34 protein-coding genes, 1 tRNA gene and 2 pseudogenes are annotated in these 23,141 nt (G+C 64.7%); 2 read left to right on the top strand and 35 right to left on the bottom strand.

Annotated elements, in window-relative coordinates; genetic code table 11:
• Positions 1-6: 6 nt before the first annotated feature.
• From truB to nusA, 5 genes and pseudogenes are all read right to left on the bottom strand, one after another.
• The gene (truB, locus tag BCHO_RS07475; protein WP_024540941.1) at positions 7-999 is read right to left on the bottom strand and encodes a tRNA pseudouridine(55) synthase TruB; all 993 of its coding nucleotides are present in this window, start codon (positions 997-999) and stop codon (positions 7-9) included.
• A 4-nt stretch (positions 1,000-1,003) separates the two neighbouring features.
• On the bottom strand, positions 1,004-1,660 hold the full coding sequence (rbfA, locus tag BCHO_RS07480) for a 30S ribosome-binding factor RbfA (RefSeq protein WP_024540942.1): 657 nt from the start codon (positions 1,658-1,660) through the stop codon (positions 1,004-1,006).
• A 150-nt stretch (positions 1,661-1,810) separates the two neighbouring features.
• Positions 1,811-4,078: pseudogene (gene infB / locus BCHO_RS07485) on the bottom strand (translation initiation factor IF-2); the annotation flags it as partial.
• A gap of 351 nt (positions 4,079-4,429) precedes the next feature.
• Positions 4,430-4,579: pseudogene (locus BCHO_RS09750) on the bottom strand (translation initiation factor IF-2 N-terminal domain-containing protein); the annotation flags it as partial.
• A 212-nt stretch (positions 4,580-4,791) separates the two neighbouring features.
• Complete coding sequence (gene nusA / locus BCHO_RS07490; RefSeq protein WP_024540944.1) at positions 4,792-5,868, bottom strand: transcription termination factor NusA; 1,077 nt, start codon at positions 5,866-5,868, stop codon at positions 4,792-4,794.
• 73 nt (positions 5,869-5,941) lie between these two features.
• Between nusA and BCHO_RS07495 the strand changes: the two genes are divergently transcribed.
• Both BCHO_RS07495 and BCHO_RS07500 read left to right on the top strand, forming a co-directional pair.
• Positions 5,942-6,877, top strand: a complete 936-nt coding sequence (locus BCHO_RS07495) for a hypothetical protein (protein ID WP_024540945.1) — start codon at positions 5,942-5,944, stop codon at positions 6,875-6,877.
• Positions 6,878-7,043: 166 nt separating this feature from the next.
• Positions 7,044-7,132: transfer RNA gene (locus tag BCHO_RS07500), tRNA-Ser, on the top strand.
• Positions 7,133-7,288: 156 nt separating this feature from the next.
• On the opposite strand, the gene BCHO_RS07505 is transcribed toward BCHO_RS07500, so the two are convergent.
• The 30 genes from BCHO_RS07505 to rpsS all read right to left on the bottom strand — a co-directional run bounded on the left by BCHO_RS07505 (position 7,289) and on the right by rpsS (position 23,136).
• Entirely contained in the window at positions 7,289-8,206 is a 918-nt protein-coding gene (locus BCHO_RS07505) for a tRNA pseudouridine synthase A (protein WP_024540946.1), read from the bottom strand.
• Positions 8,207-8,239: 33 nt separating this feature from the next.
• Positions 8,240-8,431, bottom strand: coding sequence for a hypothetical protein (locus BCHO_RS07510; protein WP_024540947.1), 192 nt, complete (start codon positions 8,429-8,431; stop codon positions 8,240-8,242).
• On the bottom strand, positions 8,431-9,243 hold the full coding sequence (locus BCHO_RS07515) for a hypothetical protein (protein ID WP_024540948.1): 813 nt from the start codon (positions 9,241-9,243) through the stop codon (positions 8,431-8,433). Before BCHO_RS07515 ends, BCHO_RS07510 begins: the two co-directional genes overlap by 1 nt.
• Positions 9,244-9,310: 67 nt before the next feature.
• Positions 9,311-9,652 carry a hypothetical protein gene (locus BCHO_RS07520; RefSeq protein ID WP_024540949.1) on the bottom strand — a complete coding sequence of 114 codons (342 nt, stop codon included), beginning with the start codon at positions 9,650-9,652 and terminating at the stop codon, positions 9,311-9,313.
• Positions 9,649-10,053: a hypothetical protein gene (locus BCHO_RS07525; RefSeq protein WP_024540950.1), complete on the bottom strand. Its 405-nt coding sequence runs from the start codon at positions 10,051-10,053 to the stop codon at positions 9,649-9,651. Before BCHO_RS07525 ends, BCHO_RS07520 begins: the two co-directional genes overlap by 4 nt.
• A 33-nt stretch (positions 10,054-10,086) precedes the next feature.
• Positions 10,087-10,563, bottom strand: a complete 477-nt coding sequence (locus tag BCHO_RS07530) for a carbohydrate-binding protein (protein WP_152595868.1) — start codon at positions 10,561-10,563, stop codon at positions 10,087-10,089.
• Positions 10,564-10,739: 176 nt separating this feature from the next.
• Positions 10,740-11,219: a 50S ribosomal protein L17 gene (gene rplQ, locus BCHO_RS07535; RefSeq protein WP_024540952.1), complete on the bottom strand. Its 480-nt coding sequence runs from the start codon at positions 11,217-11,219 to the stop codon at positions 10,740-10,742.
• Positions 11,220-11,312: 93 nt separating this feature from the next.
• Positions 11,313-12,308 (bottom strand): DNA-directed RNA polymerase subunit alpha, encoded by a 996-nt coding sequence (locus BCHO_RS07540; RefSeq protein ID WP_024540953.1) that lies wholly within the window; start codon positions 12,306-12,308, stop codon positions 11,313-11,315.
• 76 nt (positions 12,309-12,384) lie between these two features.
• Entirely contained in the window at positions 12,385-12,783 is a 399-nt protein-coding gene (rpsK, locus tag BCHO_RS07545) for a 30S ribosomal protein S11 (protein WP_024540954.1), read from the bottom strand.
• An 84-nt stretch (positions 12,784-12,867) separates the two neighbouring features.
• On the bottom strand, positions 12,868-13,245 hold the full coding sequence (gene rpsM / locus BCHO_RS07550) for a 30S ribosomal protein S13 (protein WP_024540955.1): 378 nt from the start codon (positions 13,243-13,245) through the stop codon (positions 12,868-12,870).
• Between the two features lie 129 nt (positions 13,246-13,374).
• Positions 13,375-13,488 (bottom strand): 50S ribosomal protein L36, encoded by a 114-nt coding sequence (gene rpmJ / locus BCHO_RS09095; RefSeq protein ID WP_003814578.1) that lies wholly within the window; start codon positions 13,486-13,488, stop codon positions 13,375-13,377.
• A 25-nt stretch (positions 13,489-13,513) separates the two neighbouring features.
• A complete protein-coding gene (gene infA / locus BCHO_RS07555) occupies positions 13,514-13,732 on the bottom strand; it encodes a translation initiation factor IF-1 (RefSeq protein ID WP_004268611.1) in 219 nt (72 codons plus the stop codon).
• A gap of 265 nt (positions 13,733-13,997) precedes the next feature.
• A complete protein-coding gene (locus BCHO_RS07560) occupies positions 13,998-14,576 on the bottom strand; it encodes an adenylate kinase (RefSeq protein ID WP_024540956.1) in 579 nt (192 codons plus the stop codon).
• Positions 14,577-14,702: 126 nt separating this feature from the next.
• The gene (secY, locus tag BCHO_RS07565) at positions 14,703-16,034 is read right to left on the bottom strand and encodes a preprotein translocase subunit SecY (protein ID WP_024540957.1); all 1,332 of its coding nucleotides are present in this window, start codon (positions 16,032-16,034) and stop codon (positions 14,703-14,705) included.
• 319 nt (positions 16,035-16,353) lie between these two features.
• The gene (gene rplO / locus BCHO_RS07570) at positions 16,354-16,809 is read right to left on the bottom strand and encodes a 50S ribosomal protein L15 (RefSeq protein WP_024540958.1); all 456 of its coding nucleotides are present in this window, start codon (positions 16,807-16,809) and stop codon (positions 16,354-16,356) included.
• Between the two features lie 2 nt (positions 16,810-16,811).
• Complete coding sequence (gene rpmD, locus BCHO_RS07575) at positions 16,812-16,994, bottom strand: 50S ribosomal protein L30 (protein WP_024540959.1); 183 nt, start codon at positions 16,992-16,994, stop codon at positions 16,812-16,814.
• A complete protein-coding gene (rpsE, locus tag BCHO_RS07580; protein WP_034247860.1) occupies positions 16,994-17,713 on the bottom strand; it encodes a 30S ribosomal protein S5 in 720 nt (239 codons plus the stop codon). Before rpsE ends, rpmD begins: the two co-directional genes overlap by 1 nt.
• The gene (rplR, locus tag BCHO_RS07585; protein WP_024540961.1) at positions 17,710-18,081 is read right to left on the bottom strand and encodes a 50S ribosomal protein L18; all 372 of its coding nucleotides are present in this window, start codon (positions 18,079-18,081) and stop codon (positions 17,710-17,712) included. The genes rpsE and rplR overlap by 4 nt, the downstream gene beginning before the upstream one ends.
• 1 nt (position 18,082) lies before the next feature.
• Positions 18,083-18,622, bottom strand: coding sequence for a 50S ribosomal protein L6 (gene rplF, locus BCHO_RS07590; RefSeq protein WP_024540962.1), 540 nt, complete (start codon positions 18,620-18,622; stop codon positions 18,083-18,085).
• A 17-nt stretch (positions 18,623-18,639) separates the two neighbouring features.
• Entirely contained in the window at positions 18,640-19,038 is a 399-nt protein-coding gene (gene rpsH, locus BCHO_RS07595) for a 30S ribosomal protein S8 (RefSeq protein WP_024540963.1), read from the bottom strand.
• 88 nt (positions 19,039-19,126) lie between these two features.
• Positions 19,127-19,312 (bottom strand): type Z 30S ribosomal protein S14, encoded by a 186-nt coding sequence (locus BCHO_RS07600; protein WP_004268593.1) that lies wholly within the window; start codon positions 19,310-19,312, stop codon positions 19,127-19,129.
• Position 19,313: 1 nt separating this feature from the next.
• Entirely contained in the window at positions 19,314-19,898 is a 585-nt protein-coding gene (gene rplE, locus BCHO_RS07605) for a 50S ribosomal protein L5 (protein ID WP_051354872.1), read from the bottom strand.
• A complete protein-coding gene (gene rplX / locus BCHO_RS07610; protein ID WP_024540965.1) occupies positions 19,895-20,230 on the bottom strand; it encodes a 50S ribosomal protein L24 in 336 nt (111 codons plus the stop codon). The genes rplE and rplX overlap by 4 nt, the downstream gene beginning before the upstream one ends.
• A gap of 2 nt (positions 20,231-20,232) precedes the next feature.
• Positions 20,233-20,601: a 50S ribosomal protein L14 gene (gene rplN / locus BCHO_RS07615; protein ID WP_022858223.1), complete on the bottom strand. Its 369-nt coding sequence runs from the start codon at positions 20,599-20,601 to the stop codon at positions 20,233-20,235.
• A gap of 93 nt (positions 20,602-20,694) precedes the next feature.
• A complete protein-coding gene (gene rpsQ / locus BCHO_RS07620) occupies positions 20,695-20,955 on the bottom strand; it encodes a 30S ribosomal protein S17 (RefSeq protein WP_024540966.1) in 261 nt (86 codons plus the stop codon).
• Positions 20,955-21,212, bottom strand: coding sequence for a 50S ribosomal protein L29 (gene rpmC / locus BCHO_RS07625; protein ID WP_024540967.1), 258 nt, complete (start codon positions 21,210-21,212; stop codon positions 20,955-20,957). Before rpmC ends, rpsQ begins: the two co-directional genes overlap by 1 nt.
• Entirely contained in the window at positions 21,212-21,631 is a 420-nt protein-coding gene (gene rplP, locus BCHO_RS07630) for a 50S ribosomal protein L16 (protein WP_022858220.1), read from the bottom strand. Before rplP ends, rpmC begins: the two co-directional genes overlap by 1 nt.
• A gap of 7 nt (positions 21,632-21,638) precedes the next feature.
• Positions 21,639-22,475: a 30S ribosomal protein S3 gene (gene rpsC, locus BCHO_RS07635; RefSeq protein ID WP_024540968.1), complete on the bottom strand. Its 837-nt coding sequence runs from the start codon at positions 22,473-22,475 to the stop codon at positions 21,639-21,641.
• 2 nt (positions 22,476-22,477) lie between these two features.
• The gene (gene rplV / locus BCHO_RS07640) at positions 22,478-22,837 is read right to left on the bottom strand and encodes a 50S ribosomal protein L22 (protein ID WP_024540969.1); all 360 of its coding nucleotides are present in this window, start codon (positions 22,835-22,837) and stop codon (positions 22,478-22,480) included.
• A gap of 20 nt (positions 22,838-22,857) precedes the next feature.
• The gene (gene rpsS / locus BCHO_RS07645; protein ID WP_022858217.1) at positions 22,858-23,136 is read right to left on the bottom strand and encodes a 30S ribosomal protein S19; all 279 of its coding nucleotides are present in this window, start codon (positions 23,134-23,136) and stop codon (positions 22,858-22,860) included.
• Positions 23,137-23,141 lie beyond the last annotated feature (5 nt).

The raw sequence follows: 23,141 nt of genomic DNA on the forward strand, positions 1-23,141 counted from the left end.
GCGCCCTCACCGTGCCGCCGGGAACACGGCGGTCGGCCTGATGGTCTTCCCGTTCGCCTGTTCGACGATCGCGACGACGTCGCCGTCGTCCTCGACGACCGCCGCGCTCGTGCCGTCGACGTGCCCGGCGATCCACCGTCCGTAGCGCAGGTCGCGCGCCTCGTCGCGGCTGACGGCGATCGTCGGCATCGCCTCGCGCACCGCGTCGACCATCGGGATCAGATGCGCCGCCACGTCGTCGGCGGGCACGTCGAGCACGGCGCGTGCGCGCGTCACCCGTTCGCCGTCGCGGTTCGTGTACTCGCGGGTCTTGGTGTGCGCGGTCACGACGTGCGGGTCGTCGACGGTGAAGTCGCCGACGGCGAGCCTGCGCAGCTGCGTCAGATGCGCGCCGCAGCCGAAGTCCTCGCCGAGGTCGCGTGCGAGCGCGCGGATGTAGGTGCCGGCCGAGCAGGTCACCGTCACGTCGACGTCGAGCACGGCGTCGCCGTTCGCGGCCGCGGCCGGGCGCGCATCGCCCACGTCGAAGCGGCTGATCGTGACCGGCCGCGCCTCGAGTTCGACGTGTTCGCCGGCGCGCGCGAGATCGTAGGCGCGCCGTCCGTGCACCTTGATCGCCGAATAGGCGTTCGGCACCTGCTCGATCGTGCCGTGAAACTTCTGTGAAACAACGTCGCGGATCATGCCGACGTCCGGCAATGCGGCCGCGCGCGGCATGTCGACGAGCGCGCCGTCGGCGTCGTCGGTCGTCGTGCGCTGGCCGAATCGGATCGTCGCCGCGTAGGTCTTCGTATGGTCGACGATGACGTTGAGCAGCCGCGTCGCGTTGCCGACGCCGACGACGAGCACGCCGGTGGCCATCGGGTCAAGCGTGCCGGCGTGGCCGACGCGGCGCATGTGCACGGCCGCGCGCACGGCGCCGACGATGTCGTGGCTCGTCACGCCCTGCGGCTTGTCGACGACGAACAGACCGTTGAGCGTGCCGTCCTGCGCACCCACCGGCTCAGTCCTGCGTCTCGTCGATCGTCGAGTCCGGACGCGTCGACGCCGCGTCCTGCGCGGCCGTCGTCGGCACGTCGTCCTCGTCGTCGTCGAAGTCCTCGAGTTCCTCGACCTCGACGACGTCGCCGTCGTATTCGGTGTAGTCGTCCTTGTCGCGGTGCTCCTCGTCGTCGAGCGCGCGTTCGGTCGCGGCCTCGGAGACGCCGGCGAGGTCCTCCTGCTCGAAGTCGTCGTGGCGGTACGGGTCGGCGTCGCCGGCGTACTGCGCGTTCGCGCGCATCCTCGCGAGTTCCTCGTCGCGCTTGCGCGCGGTGACGAGGATGTCCTCGATCTCGTGCGCCTCGCCGGGCACCTCGTCGAAGACGAACTCGAGCTGCGGCGTGAGCCTCAGCCCCGCCTTCGCGCCGACGAGCGAACGCAGGCGTCCCTTCGCCTGGTTGAGCGCGGTGCGTGCGCGCTTGCGTTCGCCGTCGTCGTTGCCGGTGTGCGACAGCGTCGTCCAGTAGACCTTCGCGATCTGCAGGTCGTTGGTGACGTGGACGTCGGTGATCGTCACGTTCTTGAGGCGCTTGTCGTGCAGCGCCGACTCCATGTTCGATGCGATGACGCGCTGGATGAGCGCCGCGATGCGTGCGGCGCGCGGATTGGTTGACTGCATGGGTTCTTCTTTCCTTGACTGCCGTGCCTGATGCCGGCCTGCGCTAGAGTACAGCGTACCCGAATGTCACGCGCAACGGGAAACGCCCATAGCCGAAGGGCCATGGGCGTTTCCATCCGAGCGTGCCGTCGGGGCGGCGATGCCGTCCGGCTACTTGCGTTCGATCTCGCGCATCTCGAAGGTCTCGATGATGTCGCCGATCTCGATGTCGTTGAACGAGCCGAGGTTGATGCCGGCCTCGTAGCCTTCGGTGACCGACTTGACGTCGTCCTTGAAGCGGCGCAGCGACGAGATCTCGAGGTCGTTGACGGTCGCGACGCCGTCGCGCAGGATGCGAGCCTTCGTACCGCGCTTGACTTCGCCGTCAAGGACCATGACGCCGGCGATGTTGCCGAACTTCGACGAGCGGAAGATCTCGCGGATCTCTGAATGCGAGGTCGTGACCTCCTCGTACTCCGGCTTGAGCATGCCCTTGAGCGAGGCCTCGATGTCCTCGATCGCCTTGTAGATGACCGAGTAGTACTTGATCTCGACGCCTTCGCGCTCGGCGAGGTCCGCGACCTGACGGTTCGGGCGCACGTTGAAGCCGATGATGACGGCCTTGTCGACGCTCGCGAGGTTGACGTCGTTCTGCGTGATCGCGCCGACGCCGCGGTGGATCACCTGGATGCCGACCTCGTCGGAGACCTCGATCTTCATCAGCGAGTCCTCGAGCGCCTCGACCGAGCCGGACGAGTCGCCCTTGATGACGATGTTGAGCATGTCGATCTCGGACTCGGCGAGCTTCTTCTTGAAGTCCTCGAGCGAGACGACCTTGCGGCGCTTCGCGAGCTGCGCGGCGCGTTCGGTGGCCTGGCGCTTCTCGGCGATCTGGCGCGCGGCGCGGTCGTCGGGGGCGACGAGGAACAGGTCGCCCGCCGTCGGGACCGACGTCAGGCCGAGCACCTGGACCGGCGTCGACGGGCCCGCGGCCTCCATGTTCTTGCCGTTCTCGTCGAGCATCGCGCGGACGCGTCCGTAGGACGTGCCGGCCACGATCGAGTCGCCGATGTGCAGCGTGCCGGACTGCACGAGCACGGTCGCGACGGCGCCGCGGCCCTTGTCGAGCCTCGCCTCGACGGTCGCGCCGCGCGCATCCATGTCCGGGTTGGCGCGCAGGTCGAGCTCCGCGTCCGCGGTGAGCAGCACGGCCTCGAGCAGCTTGTCGACGTTCGTGCCCTGCTTCGCGGAGATGTCGACGAACATCGTGTTGCCGCCGTACTCCTCCGGGATCAGGCCGAACTCGGTGAGCTGGCCGCGCACCTTCTCCGGGTTGGCGCCTTCGACGTCGATCTTGTTGACGGCGACGACGATCGGCACATGCGCCGACTGCGCGTGGTTGATCGCCTCGACGGTCTGCGGCATGACGCCGTCATCGGCCGCGACGACGAGGATCGCCACGTCGGTGAGTTCGGCGCCGCGGGCGCGCATCGCCGTGAAGGCCTCGTGGCCAGGGGTGTCGAGGAACGTGATCTTGCGTTCCTCGCCCTCGAGGTCGACGGTCACCTGGTAGGCGCCGATGCGCTGCGTGATGCCGCCGGCCTCGCGGGAGACGACGTTCGTGCGGCGGATCGTGTCGAGCAGGCGCGTCTTGCCATGGTCGACGTGGCCCATGACGGTGACGACCGGCGGACGCGGCTTCAGATCCTCGTCCTCCTGCAGCTCCTCCGATTCGAGGTCGATGTCGAACTGCTGGAGCAGCTCCTTGTCCTCCTCCTCGGCGGAGACGATCTTGATGTTCCAGCCGATCTCCTCGCCGAGGATCTGGAACGTCGCCTCGTCGAGCGACTGCGTCGCCGTGGCCATCTCGCCGAGATGGAACAGCACGGTGACGAGCGCCGCCGGATTGACGTTGATCTTCTCCGCGAGGTCGGCGAGCGAGGCGCCCTGGCGCAGACGGATCGTCTGGCCGTTGCCCTTCGGGATGCGCACGCCGCCGATGACCGGTGCTTTCAGCTCCTCGTACTCATGACGCTTCGCGAGACGGTTCTTGCGAGCCTTCGACGACTTGCCGCCCTGACGGCCGAACGCGCCGGCCGCGCCGCCGCGACCGCGGCCGCCCCCACGCGACGGGCCGTTGCTCGGACCGCTGTGCTGGAAGCCGCCGCTGCCGCCGCCGAAGCGGTTACCGCCCGGACGGCCGCCGTTGCCGGCGCCCTGTCCCTGACGATGCTGGCCCCACTGGCCCGGACGCGCGCCGGTGCCCGGACCCGGACGTCCGCGGAATCCGCCGCGCGGGCCGGGACGGCCGCCGCGGCGGTTCTCGTTGTTGTTGACGGTCGGACGCGCCATCGGATGCGGGCGCGGGATGTCCGCAGGCGTCGGCGTATGCATGCCCTGCTTGCGGCTGAACGGATTGTTGCCCGGGCGCGGCGCATGCTGCTGCGCGCCGCCCTTGCCGGTGTTCTGCTGGCCCGGACGCGGGCTGCGCGGCCCCGGGGACGGCTTGGCGGCGTTCTGGCCCGGATGTGCGTTCGTGCGCGGCTGCGACGAACGCGGATTGCGCTGTTCGCGCTCCTCGTTCCTGCGGCCGCCGTTGCGTGAACCCGGCTTCGCGCCCGGACGCGGGCTGCGTGGCCCCGGCGTCGGTGCCGCAGGCTTCGCGGCTTCGGCGGCCTGCGGCTTCGGCGCGGCCGCCGATGGCTTCGGTGCGCCCGGCTTCGGGGCGTTGTGCTTCTTCGCGGCCGGCTTCTTCGAGTTGGATTCCTGGGACGCCTCTCCCGGCTTCGGGAATGCGGCCTTGAGGCGGCGCACGACCGGCGCCTCCACGGTCGACGAGGCGGATTTGACGAATTCGCCCATGTCCTTGAGCTTTTCAAGAACGGTCTTGCTGTCTACGCCAAGTTCCTTGGCGAGCTCATATACGCGTGCTTTCGGCACTCAATTTCTCCTATTTCCCAGCCGCGCGTATGCGAGCGCAGCTGCTATCTTCTCACGGCGAGCTTTCTGTTTCTCATCGTGCAACCATGGTTGTTCACCCTCGTTCTTGTCCTGAGCGTCGCGCATCACGCGCGCCGGTCAGTTTTCGTGCCCAGCTTACTCCCGCCGTTGGATACGCGCGGCGGGAATAAGCGGGCGACGAACGGCCCGGTTTAGGCCTTGCCGCCGTCCGTCTTGCCGTCCTTGCGCTCGCCGCGTGCGCGCACGAGCTGCGCGGCCTTCTTCTGCGCGTACGCCTCCTCGGATTCGATGCCGATCTTCCATCCGGTGAGCTTGGCGGCGAGGCGGGCGTTCTGGCCCTCCTTGCCGATCGCGAGCGACAGCTGGTCCTCGGAGATGAACGCGACGGCCGTCTGGTTCTTCTCGCTGACGACGCGCACGTCGGTGACGTTCGCCGGCGACAGCGCGGCGGCGATGAACTTCGCCGGGTTGCTCGACCAGTCGACGATGTCAATCTTCTCCTGGCCGAGGTTCTCCATAACGGCGCGTACGCGCGACCCGCCCGGTCCGATCAGCGCGCCCTTCGGGTTGACGCCCTGCGTGTTCGTGCGCACGGCGACCTTCGTGCGGGCGCCGGCCTCGCGCGCGATCGCCATGATGGACACGGTGCCGGAGACGAGCTCCGGGACCTCGCGTTCGAAGAGCCTGCGCACGAGCTCCGGATGGGAGCGCGACACGATGATCTCGGGTCCCTTGAGGCCGCGCGAGACGTTGACGACGTAGACGCGGATGCGCTCGCCGTGGCGGTAGTGCTCGCCCGGCACCTGCTCGCGGCGCGGCAGCAGCGCCTCGACGTCACCGACGGCCACATGCACGTTGGCGGTGTCCTTCGCGTCCTGCTGGACGACGCCGGTGATGAGCTTGCCCTTCTGTCCGGAGAAGGCGCCGAAGATCTTGTCGTCCTCGGCCTTGCGGAACAGCTGGGAGATGACCTGGCGCGCCGTGGCGGCGGCGAGGCGGCCGAAGTCCTTCGGCGTATCGTCGTATTCGTCGCCGAGCGCGGGCGCCGGGTGCGGGTTGTCTTCGGTGGGTTCCTGGGCGATTTCGTCACGCGCCCAGATCGTGAAGCTGCCGGCGCGCGGGTCGAGTTCGACGCGTGCGTGCTTGGCGGCGTGCGGAGTCTTGAGATAGGCAAGGCGCAGTGCCTCGGAGAGCGCCTCGTCCACGGTTTCGGCATCGATGTCCTGCTCGCGTGCGAGCTGGTGAATTCCGTTCAGGTCCAGTTCCATATGCAGACCTCCTCTGAAGCTATGTACGAGCGCTATGCCCTATGGTCACAGTCCATCATTACTCTAGTGTCTCATGCAGACACCTTCCGCCCCGCCGATCGTCCGACACTCCGCGCACCTTCGCCCGTGGCGCAGGCCGCTTGCACGGCTCATCGCCGCCGCCGTCGCATGCGCCTTCGTCGGCTCGGCGGCGGCCTGCTCGACGCCGCGCGTCGAAGGCCGCGCCGAAGGCGAGCGGAGCGTCGACGTCTGCGAGACGCTGCTCGGCGAGGCGACGGACGCATCGACGCGCGGCGCCGAGCCGGGCGCGCCGAAGATCGCACGCTACATGGCCTTCGAGGACGCATCGCACCGCTGGCTCGACGTCGCCATCCAATGTCCCGCGCGTTTCGCCGAGGGCACATTGCGCAGCGCGCAGGCACAGGCCGCGGCATACACGCTCGCCGGCACGATCGGCGTCGACTACGAGCCGCTCACCGTCACGAGACTCGACGACGTCGACGCGCTCGGCATCGGCGGCGACGCGCTTGCGAAGCTTGCGCTCGCCGAGGATCGCGCCGGCTTCGCGACCGAAGTGATCGCCGGCCGTTTCGCCGACGGCGTGGCCGACGACGCACGGACCGCGGCGCTCGCCGAGGACGGCGCCCTGCTCGCGATGAGCAACGACCACAAGGAGATGGCGTCGCGGCTCATGCATCTGTCCGACGGCGCGAAGGACCTGCGCCGCAAAGTGTATGCGACGCAAGCGCTCACGAAGCACAGCGCGGACGTCGTCGACCCGGCGACCGGACTGCGCGCGAACACCGTCGCCGTCCTCGAGATCGACTGCGCGCGCGACGAGCTCACCGCCTTCGATGCCTCCGCGCACGTCGACTACGGAACGATGCCCGAGGGGCGGCGCATGCAGATGCGCACCGCATTGGCACAGCTGTCGATGCTCATCGCGACGCACGCGTACACGGCCTTCACGCTTGGCTATCCGTCCACCGACGCCGCGTTGTTCGGCTGACCGAATCCGCGGACGGCATGCCGTAGCTGTGCCCAAGCCTTCCCTAAGCTGAAGCCCGACTGTGTTCCTTGGGCCCCGGAATCGGCCGTGGCGGGCGCGACATGCCGAGGATTTGACGTGGGCGCAAGCTGTGCCATAATGAACAAGTTGCTTGATTGCAACGAATGGATGAGTGTCCGAGCGGTCTAAGGAGCACGCCTCGAAAGCGTGTGAGGGCAACCCCCTCCGCGAGTTCGAATCTCGCCTCATCCGCCATCAGGGTTTCCGGCTTCGCTCGGAAGCCCTTTTTTCATGCCGTCCCAGTTCCACAGACGTCCCACACTGCGCACACATACGCCACGCAGGACGCCAGACCACCCCGCAATGTCCCACACTGCGCACGCATACGCCGCACAGGACGCCAAGCGCGCGTCAGGCTTCCGGCAGCGTGCGGCGGGCGCGGATCGCCTCGGCGCGCGACGCGAGCTCATCGTCGGCCGGGTATTCGATGTACTCGAGCGTCAGTCCCTGCGGCGCGATCGGACCGGTCGATCCTTCACGCAGCGGCGCGGCCATCTTGCCGGCGAACCAGTCGACGCCGCGCTTGCCCAGCCCCACCTGCACGCAGGCGCCCACGAGCGAACGCACCATGTTGCGCGCGAAGGCGTCGGCGACGATCGTGAAGCACAGCAGCCCCGACTCGGCGGTCGGTGTGCGGTAGCGCTCCCCCATGCCGGTGTCGAGCAGCGGCCGCGCCGGCACCCGCGCCCAATACGCGGTCTTCACGTCGCGGATCGTCGTCCCCCCGGGATTCGCGATGGCGAAGGAGCCGAAGTCGTGCAGACCGAGCGTCAGCGCGGCGGCCGCGTTCATCCGCCCGACGTCAAGTTCGCGGTCGGTGCGCCATACGAAGTCCTTGAGCCGTGGATCCCACGGCGTGCGCGCATCGGCGATGCGGTACACGTAGGTGCGTTCGAGCGCGGAGAAGCGTGCGTCGAATCCGTCGGGCGCAACGGCGACGTCGTGGATGGCGACGTCGCCGGGCATCATGCGCGACAGCCTCGTCGCCAGCGCCTGCACCGGCGTGAGCCGCATATGGCCGACGCAGCGTGCGAGCGCGGCGTCGTCGACGTCGAGATGGCAGACCTGATGCGAGGCATGCACACCGGCGTCGGTGCGTCCGGCGACGGTCAGCCGCGGCGTGCCGGAGGCGCCGTTCCCGCCGCGTTGTCCGAGGATCCTGCCGAGGGCCTCCTCAATCGTCCCCTGCACGGTCCTGCCCTGCGGTTGCACCGCCCATCCGTGGAAGGCGGCGCCGTTGTATGCCAGATCGATTCGTAAGCGTGTCACAGGGCGAGCTTAGCAAACGCGCCGTCCGCGTCTTCAGCGTCCGTGGCGCCGGCGCACGCCGGAGAAGGCGTAGCAGCCCGGGATGAGCGTCATGCCGGCGAGCAGCGCGGACAACGTGAACACGTTCCAGAATCCGTTCACGCCGATAACCGGCATGATCGGGTCCGATCCGCCCGTCGTCAGCTCATAGCGCACGACGCTGCCGTTGTAGTTGTATCTGGCCATCATGTCCCACTGCGCGGCGCCGGCCGGATATCCGCCCGGATAGTGCGCGTCCGTGTCCCCGACGATCCGTATGGCCCCAGCTTGTAGCCTGCGGGCACCAGACCGCCTTCCTTGGCCTTGAGCGCGTCCATCGTCTGCGGATAGTCGCTCTTCGCGAACAGGTCCTCGTTGTTCTTCAGATGCCTGATCAGGTTCGGCAACGGCACGACATGCTCGGTGCCCGAGGCGTCGGCGTACGCCAACTGCGCGGTGATCGTCGATCTGCCGGAGACGGTGATCGTCGGCGTGCGTTCGTCGCCTTCACGGTAGATGAGCGGCGTCATCTTCAGACCTGCGATGTACAGTCCGGATTCCACCGATTCGGTTTTGCCGGCATCCACGGCGAGCGTGGGATCGATGCCGTTGAGGATGAAGATGAAATGGCCGGCCATCGTGCTGCTGTCCACTTCGGGTATCGTGATGAGCACCGAGCGGATCGAGCCCCAGTCGGTGACATGCGCCGCGTCCACATAGGATGACGTGTCCGGGACCGCCGTCGAGCTCAGTACGGCGGCTTTCGTCGAATAGGTGACCGTCGTGCCGTCGGCCAAGGTGAGCTCGTGGCGGTACGAGGTCAGTCCCTTGAGCTTGGTGGCGTCGGACGGCGTGACGACCGCCGTGGCGTCGAAGCCGTCGGGCACATTGAGCGTGATCACGGCGTTGTCGAGGTCTTCGGTGCTGTTGTTCGCAAAGCCGGCGAAGGCGAGCGTCGTCAGATGGCTCGGGTCGGTGAGCAGGATGTTGCTGCTGCGGTTGTTGCCCGCGATCGTCACTTTGAGGCATTGCCCCCTGCGAGGACGGACACAGTCCCTGCAGGTCGGTCGAACGCAGCTGTTCGCTCTAGGTGTCGGGAATCTGTTTGATCAGGTGCTGCGTCTTGCCGTCGACGTCCACATAGGTCTGATTGACGACGATGTTGCCCGACGCGGTGAAGGTCTGCTTCGTGGTGGTGTTGTCGGCGTTGATCTGCCCGACCAGATAGTACCCCGGCGCATTCTGGCAGTTTTGCGAACCGCTGCCCTTCGGCACGGTGATGACGATGTCGTGTCCTTCGCCTCCCGGCTGGCTGATCGTCGTCTTGTCACCAAACTTGTTCGCGTCCATCGTGCCCTGTTCGTTGAGGATGAAGTGCGGCGGCGTCGGAATCGTGATCGTCGTGCCGTAGTTGGCGGCCGAATTCACGCGCGCGGACGCGTATGACGTATCGTCCTGTCGTCCTGCACGCCGTCCGCCTCGTTCACGTTGAACAGATATGTGTAATCGGTCTTGCCGTTGACCGCCGGCGCCGAATCCGGATCCGGCGACGTGCGTTCGGGCACCGTCGGCGCCATCGCCGGCTGCACGCGCTGCGTGATCGTCAACGACGGCAGCTGCGTCGGTTTCGTCTCGCCTGCGCGCTGCCTCGTCCATGTGATCGTGCGCGTCGATTCGCTGATGATCGTCATCGGCGCATTCTGCTGATGGTAGTTGTTGCAGGCCGACAGTTCCACCGCCAACTCGACCGACGCCGCCGACGCACCGGAGGCGAAGCCGATCGTGAACGTGACCGCGTCGTCGGTTTCCGTTCTGACGACGTTGCCCATGTCCTCCGGCAGCTTGGTACCGGGGCCTATCGTTTAGGTGCCGTTGAAGCCGTTGTTCTTCGTGGATTTCGGGATGGTGACCTTATAGGTCGTCCCGGTTTCGACGACGGCGGTGAAGGTCACGGTGATGCCTGCCGGCGGATCGGGGAAGTTGCCGATCTTGTTCGTGCTGATATACAGCTTCGCCTTGTTGTCGGAGGTCGTCGCCGTCAGTGCGGGGTCTTCGCCCTCGTCCGAAGCGGCGGCCGGTTCCGCCGAGGACGCCGCGCCGTCGCGCTCGGGCAGCGACTGCGGCGATTCATCCGGCGTTTCGGACTGTGTCCCTTGCTGCGACTGCATCGGCGCGGCCTGTTCCGCCTCCTGCGTGTCCATGGCATACGCCGAGGACGGCAGGCCCATCCCCGCGGCCATCGCGAGGGCCGCGACCACCGCCACGAAACGACGACCCCGCAACGGGGTCGTCCGAGCATGCCGCCTACTATCGTTCATACCTGTTTTTCCAATCTGCACCAGTACGGCCCATTGTCCCGCACGGGAGGCGATCCGGACGGTGTTTTGTCCATGAGGGTAAGCGCGCGGAACCGTTCGGCGCCGTCGCACCGGAACGGCTGCGGGCGAAGGCGATGCAGGCAAAGAAAAAGGGTCAGCACCTGCAGGTGCTGACCCTGTGCGGTCATCGACCGGACTCACTCGGCGTTCTCGGCTTCGTTCGTCGCGGTCTCGGCCGGAGCCTCAACCGGGGCCTCTTCCTTGGCGGCGACCTTCGTCGCGGCTTCGGCTTCCTTGACGACGGCTTTCTTCGGGCTCACCGGCTCGGTGACGAGCGCGATGATCGCGGCCGGAGCGGAGTCGCCCTTGCGCGGAGCGATCTTGACGATGCGGGTGTAACCGCCCTCACGCTGTTCCATCTGCTCGGCGATCTCGGTGAAGAGCTTGTGCACGACGGACTTGTTGCGGATGACGCGCATCACGCGACGGCGGGAGTGCAGATCGCCTCGCTTCGCGAAGGTGATCAGGCGCTCGGCGAGCGGACGGAGGCGCTTGGCCTTCGGCAGCGTCGTCGTGATACGGCCGTGCTCGAACAGGCTGGTGGCCATGTTCGCGAGCATCAGGCGCTCGTGTGCCGGGCTGGAAGCCAGACGTGGGCCTTTCTTAGGTGTAGGCATTGTTTCTCCTTGAATGCCCCGCCGGACTCAGGTGGGCAACTGCCCGAACATCCGAAACCGGCGAAGCGGTGGTTGTGTCGAAAGGGCTCGGTCTCACTCGTCCTCAGGCGAGAAGAAGGTGCCACCCTCGAGGTTGCTGGTATCGAAGCCGAGCGGCGAGGCCTTGAGCGACAGTCCCAGGGACTGGAGCTTCTCCTTGACCTCATCGATGGACTTCATACCGAAATTACGGATGTCGAGCAGATCCTGCTCCGTGTGGTTGACCAGTTCGCCGACTGTGTGGATGCCCTCGCGCTTGAGGCAGTTGTAGCTGCGCTGCGTGAGGTTGAGATCCTCGATCGGGACGGCCATCTCCGGATCGGCCTCCTCCACGACGGGGGCGGGGCCGACCTCGACGCCCTCGGCCTGGGTATTGAGCTCACGGCACAGGCCGAAGAGCTCCACCAGCGTCGAGCCCGCGGACGCGACGGCGTCGCGCGGGGAGATGGCGGGCTTGGTCTCCACATCCAGAATGAGCCGATCGAAGTCGGTGCGCTGTTCGACGCGCGTCGCCTCAACCTTGTAGCTCACCTTGAGCACCGGCGAGTAGATGGAATCGACCGGGATGCGGCCGATCTCATCACCATCCTGCTTGTTCATCTGCGCCGGGACGTAGCCGCGGCCGCGCTCGACCGTGAACTCGATCTCGAGTTCGCCGTCGTCGGCGAGGGTCGCGATGTGCATCTCCGGGTTGGCGATGGTGACGCCGGCCGGCGGGGTGATGTCCCCGGCGGTGGCTTCGCCCTTGCCGCTCTTGCGCAGATACATGACAACGGGCTCGTCATATTCGCTCGTGAGCACGATGCCTTTGATGTTGAGCAGGATCTCAGTGACGTCTTCCTCAACTCCCGGCAGAGTGGTGAACTCGTGCAGGGCACCGGAAATACGCACCGACGTGACTGCCGCTCCCGGAATCGAGCTCAAGAGGGTACGGCGAAGCGAGTTGCCAAGCGTGTAGCCGAAGCCCGGCTCGAGTGGCTCGATGATGAAACGGGAACGCTGAGGGTTGAGCGATTCCTCGGTAAGTGTCGGACGCTGTGCGATAAGCACTGTGTTATCCTTTCAGCTTCGGCCGATGGTGCACTCATCGGCCTCAAGCGGCTCTATGGATGGTATGGTCTAGTGCTCAGACGTGGCGACGCTTCGGAGGACGCACGCCATTGAAAGCCACCGGCGTCGCGTCGGTGATCGAACCGACTTCGAGGCCTGCGGACTGCAGGGAGCGGATCGCGGTCTCACGACCGGAACCCGGGCCCTTGACGAAGACATCGACCTTCTTGACGCCGTGTTCCATGGCCTTGCGGGCCGCGGACTCGGCTGCCATGCCAGCGGCGTACGGCGTGGACTTGCGCGAGCCCTTGAAACCGACGTCGCCACCGGACGCCCAGGACACAACCGCGCCGGACGGATCGGTGATGGAGATGATGGTGTTGTTGAACGTTGACTTGATGTGCGCCTGACCGACCGGGATCGACTTGCGATCGCGGCGACGAGTCTTGCGCGCAGCCTGCTTTTGAGCTGCCATTGACCCTCGTTTCCTTGTAACGAACTCTTGGTTGATTTGGCGCGGCGATGGTGTGTGCCGTGGCCGCGGCCCGGGGCTCACCTATTACTTGGTGGCCTTCTTCTTTCCGGCGACCGTGCGCTTCGGTCCCTTACGGGTACGCGCATTGGTCTTGGTACGCTGTCCGCGGACCGGGAGTCCCTTACGGTGACGCATGCCCTGGTAGCAGTTGATCTGAATCTTACGACGGATATCGGCGTCGATCTCGCGACGCAGATCGCCTTCGATCTTGTAGTTGGACTCGAGGTAATCACGCAGCGTGATCAGCTGCTCATCCGTCAGATCCTTGACGCGGGTGTCCGGATTGATTCCGGTCGCGGCAAGGGTTTCCTTCGCACGAGTGCGGCCCACACCGAAGATGTAGGTCAGCGCGATCTCGATGCGCTTGTCATTGGGGATGTCGACTCCGGCAAGACGTGCCATTGCGATTCCTTCTGTTTCACGCAGGTCTTGCACCGAGTCTCCCGGTTTCCCGGCCCGGGCCTGCGCTCCCGGGGTTCAGTCCGTGCGGACTGTGACTTAGTGCCTGGATTGGTGTGCCGCTGTGTCTGCTCAGCCCTGACGCTGCTTGTGACGCGGGTTGGTGCAGATCACCATGACGCGGCCGTGACGACGGATCACACGGCAGTTCTCGCAGATCCTCTTCACACTTGGGCTAACCTTCATGGTTGTTCCTTACTTTGGTTGTACCTTACTTGTAGCGGTACGTAATCCGACCACGATTGAGATCGTATGGGCTCATCTCAAGCACGACACGATCCTGCGGCAGGATGCGGATGTAGTTCTTGCGCATCTTGCCCGAGATCGTCGCCAGCACGATGTGCTTGTTCTCCAGCTCGACGCGGAACATCGCGTTCGGCAATGCCTCGACGACCCGTCCTTCGACTTCAATCACACCGTCTTTTGCCATAGTCTCGATTCCATTCGATGATCGACTTACTGCTGTGTCCGAAGACACACCAAATTGCAAGAATACACGAAAAGTTCCGAGACTCAAATACGGCGTGTCGCATCACGTCCCGCCGTGCACAACCGACGTCGCTCCCCCGCTATTCCTCGCGCATGCCGCACGACGCGCGCGTCGTCCCGATATACGACGATGTGCGGGTCGCCGCGGCCTTTTCATCCGAGGCGACCCGCACAGAATGCCGTCATCATGTGCGCGTGACCGGCGTTCAGCTTGCCTTGACGTTCGCGTCGAGCTTCTCGATGATCGTCTGCGAGATCGCGTCGACGTCGCCGACGCCGTCAACGGTGATCAGCAGGCCGCGGTCCTTGTAGATGTCCAGCAGCGGGGCCGTCTCCTTCTCGTAGGTCTCGAGGCGCTTCGCGATGGCCTCCGGCGTGTCGTCGGAGCGGCCCTGCTCCTTCGCACGCTTGGCCATGCGCTCGAGCAGCACGTCGCGGCCCGCCTCGAGCGCGACGACGGCGTCGAGGGACTGGCCGAGATCGGCGAGCATCGCGTCAAGGGCCTCGACCTGCGCCGCGTTGCGCGGATAACCGTCGAGAATCCAGCCATTGGCGGTGTCGTCCATCGCTAGGCGGTCCTTGACGATCGTGTTCGTCAGCGTGTCCGGCACGAGTTCGCCCTTGTCCGTGTAGGACAGCGCCTCGAGGCCGAGCGGGGTCTTGTTCTTGATGTTGTAGCGGAAGATGTCGCCGGTCGAGATCGCCGGGATGTCATAGTGGGTGGCGAGCAGCGCGGCCTGCGTGCCCTTGCCGACGCCCTGGGGTCCCATGATGAGAAGACGCATGAGTGGTCCTTTCGTTGTCGCATTGCTGGATGAATCCACGTCAAGCATACTCGGACATAGGAATGCACGGAGCCGCCGCGCGTGGGCGCGGCGGCTCCGTGTCGGGGAATCATCGGTTCGGACCGGTCACTTGCCTTCGATGTGTTCGTTGTTCTCGAACAGGAATCCGGCGTACTGGTACTGCTCGGTCTGGGCCTTCGCCTGACGCAGCGTGTCGAGGCCGACGCCGGCGATGATCAGGATCGTCGTACCGCCGAAGGGCAGCTGCGTGTTGAGGTTGAGCGCCATGATGAGCACGGTCGGCAGCAGCGCGACGAAGAGCAGGTAGACGGCACCGACGGTGTTGAGTCGGTTGATGACGTACTTGAGGTAGCGCGCCGTCGCGTTGCCCGCGCGGATGCCCGGGATGAAGCCGCCGTACTGCTTCATGTTGTCGGCGGTCTCCTCCGGGTTGAACGTGATCTCGGTGTAGAAGAACGTGAAGAACACGATCATCAGCGCGTACAGCAGGATGTACCACAGCGTCGTCGAGTTCGCGAGGTTCGTGTTGATCCACTGGACCCAGCCCTCGTCGGACTTGCCGAACTGCGCGATGAGCGTCGGGATCGCGAGGATCGACGAGGCGAAGATCGGCGGGATGACGCCGCTCATGTTGATCTTGAGCGGCAGGTAGGTGGACGAGCCGCCGTACATCTTGCGGCCGATCATGCGGCGCGTGTACTGCACCGGGATGCGGCGCTGCGAGAGTTCGACGTAGTTGACGAAGACCAGGATGACGAGCAGGACGCCGGTGACGATCGCGAACTTGCCCCAATCGCCGTCGGAGCCGTTCGTGCCGTAGCCGATCTGCCACAGCTGCGGCAGGAAGCCGGAGCAGATGGACAGGAAGATGAGGATCGACATGCCCTGGCCGATGCCCTTCTCGGTGATGAGCTCGGCCATCCACATGATCAGGCCGGTGCCGCCGGTCATGACGAGGACCATGACGATGAGCGTCCAGATCGAGCCGTCCGGGATGATGTTCGGGCACTGGTAGTTGAACAGTGCGCCGGACTTCGCGGTGACGACGATCGTCGTCGACTGCAGGATCGCCAGGCCGATCGTCAGGTAACGCGTGTACTGCGTGAGCTTCGCCTCACCCGACTGGCCTTCCTTGTGCAGCGTCTCGAAGCGCGGGATGACGACGCGCAGCAGCTGAATGACGATCGACGCGGTGATGTACGGCATGACGCCGAGTGCGAAGATGGACAGCTGGAGCATCGCGCCGCCGGAGAACAGGTTGACCAGTCCGATGAAGTTCTCGGATCCGGCGCCCGCCGTGCACTGGCGCACGGCCTGCTCGCTGACGCCCGGGGCGGGGATGAACGCGCCGATGCGGTAAATGATGATCATGCCAAGGACGAAGAAGATCTTCTTCCTCAGTTCCTTGGTTCGGAAGGCCTGGATTAATGTCCTCACCTTGGGTTCCCTCCATGTCTGGTACGAACTCTCTCGCACACGGTCGAAAAACACACTCTAGGGGAAGAGTTTATCCCATTGTGTCTACCGGTTGCGGCGTCGCTTCCAAAATCTATAGAATTTCCGCGCATTTCGTATGCCGAGAACGTTCGCAGTCGCGCCGCATACAAGGCGGCAGATGGGCGTCGGCGCCCGCGGACACGCACGGTCGGCCGTGCGGATATATGACCGGATAATGATGTGGTCCCCTCCCGCGATGCGTGGAGGGGACCATATCGACCGTATCGATCAGGCCGGGGTCAGACCCGGCCGACCTCAATCAGTCTTCGCTGATCGAGCCACCGGCGGCTTCGATCTTCGCCTTGGCGGAAGCGGAGGCCTTGACACCCTTGATGGTGAAGGCCACCGTCGTCTCGCCCTCGCCGAGGACCTTGACCGGACGGTTGGCGCGGACGGCACCCTTGGCCACGAGATCGGCCACGGTGACGTCGCCACCCTGCGGGAAGAGTTCCGCGAGGGTGCTGATGTTGACGACCTGATACTCGGTCTTGAACGGACTACGGAAGCCGCGGAGCTTCGGCAGGCGCATGTAGAGCGGCAGCTGGCCACCTTCGAAGCCAGGACGGACCTGGTAGCGCTTCTTGGTGCCCTTGTCGCCGCGACCCGAGGTCTTGCCCTTCGAGCCTTCGCCACGACCGACGCGAATGCGGTCCTTCTTGGCGCCCGGAGCCGGACGGAGGTCATGCATCTGCAGAATGTTGTTCTCTTCAGCCATGATCACTCAGCCTCCTCGACCTTGACCAGATGACGCACGACGTTGATCAGGCCGCGCGTCGTCGAATTGTCTTCACGGACGACGCTCTGGCCGATCTTGCGAAGGGCCAGCGTCTGCACGGTCGCACGCTGCTTGGGGTTCGCACCGCAGACACCGTGCACGAGCGTGATCTTGAGATTAGCCATCACTCACCATCCTTTGCGGCAGCCTGGGCTTCCTCGCGAGCCTTGCGGGCTTCGGCGATGCCGGCCGCACGAGAGCGGAGCAGCGCATCCGGCGCGACTTCCTGCACGGACAGTCCACGACGGGCCGCGATCTCCTCGGGCTCTTCGAGCTGCTTGAGGGCGTCGACGGTCGCACGGACCACGTTGACCGCGGTCGACGAACCCATCGACTTCGTCAGGACGTCGGTGATGCCTGCGCATTCCATAACGGCGCGCACCGCGGAGCCGGCGATGACGCCGGTACCCGGAGCGGCCGGGCGAAGCATAACGACGCCGGCGTGGTCGCGACCGGTGACCGGGTGAGTCACGGTGCCGCGCACGCGCGGGACGTTGAACAGATGCTTCTTGGCGTCCAGCTGGCCCTTGGCGATGGCCGCCGGGACCTCACGGGACTTGCCGTAGCCGACGCCGACGGTGCCGTTGCCGTCACCGACGACGACGAGCGCGGCGAAGCTGAACGTACGGCCGCCCTTGTGGGTCTTGGACACGCGGTTGATCGTCACGACGCGGTCGAGCATCTCGTCGCCGCGGTTCTCCTCGCGACGGTTGCGACGCTCACCACGGCGGCCTTCGCCACGCTGTCCGCGACGGTTCCTGCGGTCGTCGTTGTTGGACTCGGCGGTTGCCTGAGTGTTCTGAGTTTCTTCAGCCACCTGGGTTTCCTTTTCGTTGTCGCTCACAGTGCCAGACCTCCCTCGCGGGCGCCATCAGCAACGGCTGCGACGCGACCATGGTACATGTTGCCGCCACGGTCGAAGACGACCGCGGTGATGCCTGCATCCTGGGCCTTCTTGGCGATCAGGAGGCCGACCTGCTTGGCCGCTTCGGTCTTCGTGCCCTCGAAGTCGGCGAAATCGCTCATCAGCGTGGACTCGCTGACGATCGTCTTGCCGATCGTGTCATCGACGATCTGGGCGACCATGTGACGGTTGGAACGCGTGACCACCAGACGCGGGAGCTCGGCGGTGCCGCTGATGCGCTTGCGGATACGAGCGTGGCGACGCTTCAGCGCGACCTTCTTGCCTTTACCGTAGATCTTGACGCTCATATCACTTACCAGCCTTTCCAGCCTTGCGACGGATGCGCTCGTCCGTGTACTTGATGCCCTTGCCCTTGTAGGGTTCCGGGGCGCGAAGCTTGCGGATGTTCGCGGCAACCTGGCCAACGGCCTGCTTGTCGGTGCCCTTGACGATTACCTGGTTCGGGTTCGGCAGTTCGAACTCGATGCCCTCCGGAGGTTCAACGGTGATGGTGTGGGAGTAGCCGAGCGAGAACTCGATGCCCTTGCCCTTCATCTGAGCGCGGTAACCGGTGCCGACGATGTCGAGGCTCTTCGTGTAGCCGTCGTGCACGCCCTTGACCATGGAGGCCATGATCGAGCGGGCCAGACCGTGCTTCGCACGGGTCGGACGCAGGTCGTCGTTCGCGCTCACGATGAGCTCGTTGCCTTCGACCTTGGCGGTAATGCCTTCAGGCATGGTGTAGGAGTCGGAGCCCTTCGGTCCCTTGACCGTGAACTCCTGACCGTTGATCGTGATTTCATCGCCCGCCGGAATGGTGATCGGGAGCTTGCCAATATGTGATGCCATTGTTCAGCTCTCCTTTCTCACCAAACGTAGGCGACGATCTCGCCACCGATGCCCCGGTCGAGGCATTCCTTCTGGGTCATCAGTCCCGAGCTCGTCGAGATGATGGCGATTCCGAGACCACCGAGCGGCATCGGCAGCGCGTCGGACTTCGCGTAGCGGCGAAGGCCCGGCTTCGAGATGCGCTTGATGCCCTGGATGGAGCGCTCGCCGTTCGGGCCGTACTTGAGCGTGAGCTCAAGCGTCTGGCCGACGCGGGCCTCCTTGGCGGTGAAGTCTGCGATGTAGCCTTCACGCTTGAGGATCTCGGCGATGTTCTTCTTGAACTTGGAGTACGGCATATCCACGGTTTCGTGCTTGGCCGCGCTCGCATTACGCAGACGCGTAAGCATATCTGCGATCGGATCTGTCATTGTCATTTGGGCTAACGCCCTTTCTCGCCGTGGTTTCCGCCGCCCTTGGGACTGCGAGCAGTCCTTCAGGGCCGCGGACCTTCAGCGTCGATATTTACCAACTGGACTTCGTGACGCCGGGCAGCTCGCCGCGGTGGGCCTTCTCGCGAAGGCAGATGCGGCAGAGGCCGAACTTGCGGTAGACCGAATGAGGACGGCCGCAGACCATGCAACGGGTGTACGCACGCACCTTGAACTTCGGCTTGCGCAGCGCCTTGACCTTAAGACACGTTTTTGCCATTTCAGTTCTCCTTGAACGGGAAGCCGAGCGCCTTGAGCAGCGCGTAGGCCTCGTCGTCGCTCTTAGTGCTGGTCACCACGGTGATGTCCATGCCGCGCTGGTGATCGATCGAATCCGGATCGATCTCGTGGAACATGGACTGCTCGGTCAGACCGAAGTTGTAGTTGCCCTGACCGTCGAACTGGTGGCCGTTGATGCCGCGGAAATCACGGATGCGCGGCAGCGCCAGCGTGAGAAGACGATCGAGGAACTCCCACATGCGGTCGCCACGGAGCGTGACGTAGGCACCGATGGCCTGACCCTCACGCAGATGGAACTGCGCGACGGACTTCTTGGCCTTCGTGATCTTCGGCTTCTGGCCGGTGATCGCGGTGAGGTCACGCACGGCGCCTTCGATGAGCTTGGAGTCGCGAGCCGCGGCGCCGACGCCCATCGAGACGACGACCTTCTCGATGCGCGGGATCTGCATCGGGTTGTCGTGCTTGAATTCCTTCTCGAGTTCAGGGACGATGACGTCCTTGTACTCCTGCTTCAGGCGCGGAGTAACAGGCGCTTCGACGGTGATCTCTTCAACCACTTCGCTCATGCCAGCTCCTTTCCTGACTTCTTCGCAACGCGGACGCGCACGGTCTTGACCTTGCCGTCGCGTGCTTCTTCCTTGACGATGACGCCAACGCGGGTCGGCTGCTTGGTCTCCGGATCGATGACCATCACGTTGGAGCGATGGATCGGGGCCTCGACCTCGACGATGCCGGCCTGCTGACCCTGCTGGGTCGCGCGGACGTGCTTCTTGACGATCTGAACGCCTTCGACGATCAGACGGTCATCCTTGAGCACGCGCTTGACGGTGCCTTCCTTGCCGCGATCCTTGCCGCGGATGACCTTGACCAGGTCGCCGCTCTTAATCTTGGCTACCATTCTCAGATCACCTCCGGGGCGAGGGACACGATGCGCATGAAGCGCTTGTCGCGCAGTTCACGGCCGACCGGTCCGAAGATACGAGTGCCCTTCGGTTCACGGCCGGAGCCGAGAATGACGGCGGCGTTCTCGTCGAACTTGATATAGGAGCCGTCGGCGCGACGGCGTTCCTTGACGGTGCGGACGACGACGGCCTTGACGACGTCGCCCTTCTTGACGGAACCGTTAGGGATCGCGTCCTTAACGGAGGCGACGATCACGTCGCCGATTCCAGCATAGCGTCGCTTCGATCCGCCGAGCACTCGGATGCACAGGAGTTCCTTTGCACCCGTGTTGTCGGCGACATGAAGCCGCGTTTCCTGTTGAATCATTGATTCTCCTTAGCCGAGCTGGTTCTCCCTGATCACCCGGTCCATCCTAGCGTAAGGATGGACCGGGTGAGTCAGCGAGCCTTGCCGAACTTATTACTTAGCGCGCTCGATGATGCTATCGAGACGCCAACGCTTGGTCTTGCTCAGTGGACGAGTCTCCATGATACTCACGAGGTCGCCAACGTGAGCCTCATTGTGTTCGTCATGAGCCTTGACCGTGCGGGTTGAACGGACGACCTTGCCATACAGCGGGTGGGTCGTACGGAGTTCGAGTTCCACGGAAATGGTCTTGTCCATCTTATCGGACACGACATAACCGCGACGAACCTTGCGGGAGTTGCGCTCTTCAGCCATTACTTCTCCTCGGCTTTCGTTTCGGTCGCCTCGGGAGCCTGGCTGATGCCAAGCTCGCGTTCGCGCAGAACGGTGTACATCCTGGCGATGTCGTGCTTGACCGCCTTGAGGCGAGCGGTGTTCTCAAGCTGACCGGTCGCGTGCTGGAAGCGCAGGTTGAACAGCTCTTCCTTGGACTTCTTGAGGAAGCCCTCGATCTCCGCGTTGGTCTTCTCGTTGAGATTCTTCATCGTGTATTCTTCGGATCCGACTGCCATCAGATGTCACCGCCTTCACGAGCAATCACACGGCACTTCATGGGGAGCTTGTCGATTGCGCGGCGCAGGGCCTCGCGAGCGACATCCTCGGAGACGCCGCCGATCTCGAACATAACGCGTCCGGGATGGACGTTGGCGATCCAGAATTCCGGGGTACCCTTACCGGAACCCATTCGGGCACCGAGCGGGTGCTTGGTGAGCGGACGATCCGGGAAGATCGTGATCCACACCTTGCCGCCACGCTTGATGTAACGGGTCATCGCGATACGGGCCGCCTCGATCTGGCGGTTGGTGACATAGGCCGGAGCCATTGCCTGGATGGCGAAATCACCGAAGTTGATCTCGTTGCCGCCCTTGGACATGCCATGGCGATCCGGGCGGTGCTGCTTACGGTATTTGGTCCTCTTTGGGATAAGCATCTTCAGCTCACTCCTTAGTTTCCGATGCCGGTGCAGCGGTGGCGTCCTGCGCGACCGGGGCTTCGATCGGCTGATCGGCGCCGGTCTTCACCTGGTTCTGCTGGTTGCCGCGCTGACCATTGCGCTGGCCACGGCGCGGGCGGCGATCGCCGCGGCGGCCGTTGCGGTTGTTGCCCTGCTGCGCCTGCTGCTCTTCGAACTCACGCTCGGTCATGTCGCCCTTGTAGATCCACACCTTGACGCCAATGCGGCCGTAGGTGGTCTTGGCCTCGAAGAAGCCGTAATCGATGAGGGCGCGGAGCGTCTGCAGCGGGACGCGGCCTTCGCGGTAGAACTCCGAGCGGCTCATTTCGGCGCCGCCGAGACGGCCCGAGAGCTTGATGCGGATACCCTTGGCGCCGGCGCGCATGGCGTCCTGCTGAGCCTTGCGCATCGCGCGACGGAAGGTCACGCGGTTCGTCAGCTGCTCGGCGATGCCCTGAGCGACGAGCTGGGCGTCGATGGCCGGGTTCTTCACTTCGAAGATGTTGAGCTGGACCTGCTTGCCGGTGAGCTTCTCGAGCTTGGCGCGGACGCGCTCGGCCTCGGCGCCGCGGCGACCGATGACGATGCCCGGGCGGGCCGTGTGGATGTCCACACGCACGCGGTCGCGGGTGCGCTCGATGACGATGCGGGACACGCCTGCACGCTCGAGATCCTTCGTCATCTCCTTGCGGATGGCGTCGTCTTCGAGCACGAAGTCACGGTAGCGTTCGCCAGCCTTGTTGGAATCGGAGAACCACTTCGAACGATGGTCCTCAGTAATGCCCAGGCGATAGCCAAAGGGATTAATCTTCTGACCCATCTTTAGCGGGCTCCTTCCTTGGTGGCGACGACGACCGTGATGTGGCTCGTACGCTTGTTGATACGAGCCGCACGGCCCTGTGCACGAGCGCGGAAACGCTTGAGCGTCACGCCTTCGTCCACATAGGTCTCCTTGATGTACAGGTCGTTCTCGCGGAACGGCTCGCCGGCCTTGTCGGCCTTCACGCGAGCGTTGGCGATGGCGCTCTCAAGGACCTTGAGCACCGGGGTGCTCGCGTCCTGCGGAGCGAACTTGAGGATGGTGATTGCATCTGCCGCCTTCTTGCCTCGGATGAGGTTGACCATACGGCGAGCCTTGCGCGGCGTCACGCGGACGTGACGGGCGATTGCTTTAGCTTCCATGTGTCCTTACTCTCCTACTTTCAGCGGCGCGACTTCTTGTCGTCCTTGACGTGACCCTTGAAGGTGCGCGTCGGGGCGAATTCACCGAGCTTGTGACCGACCATGGCCTCGGTGACGAACACCGGGACGTGCTTGCGGCCATCGTGAACTGCGAAGGTGTGTCCGATGAAGTCAGGGGTGATCATCGAACGGCGCGACCACGTCTTGATGACGTTGTGCGTGCCCTTCTCATTCTGCTCGTCGACTTTCTTCTGCAGGTGGGCGTCGACGAATGGGCCCTTCTTGATGCTACGAGTCATCTGTT

The organism is Bifidobacterium choerinum, assembly GCF_000741135.1.
GTDB classification, from domain to species: domain Bacteria; phylum Actinomycetota; class Actinomycetes; order Actinomycetales; family Bifidobacteriaceae; genus Bifidobacterium; species Bifidobacterium choerinum.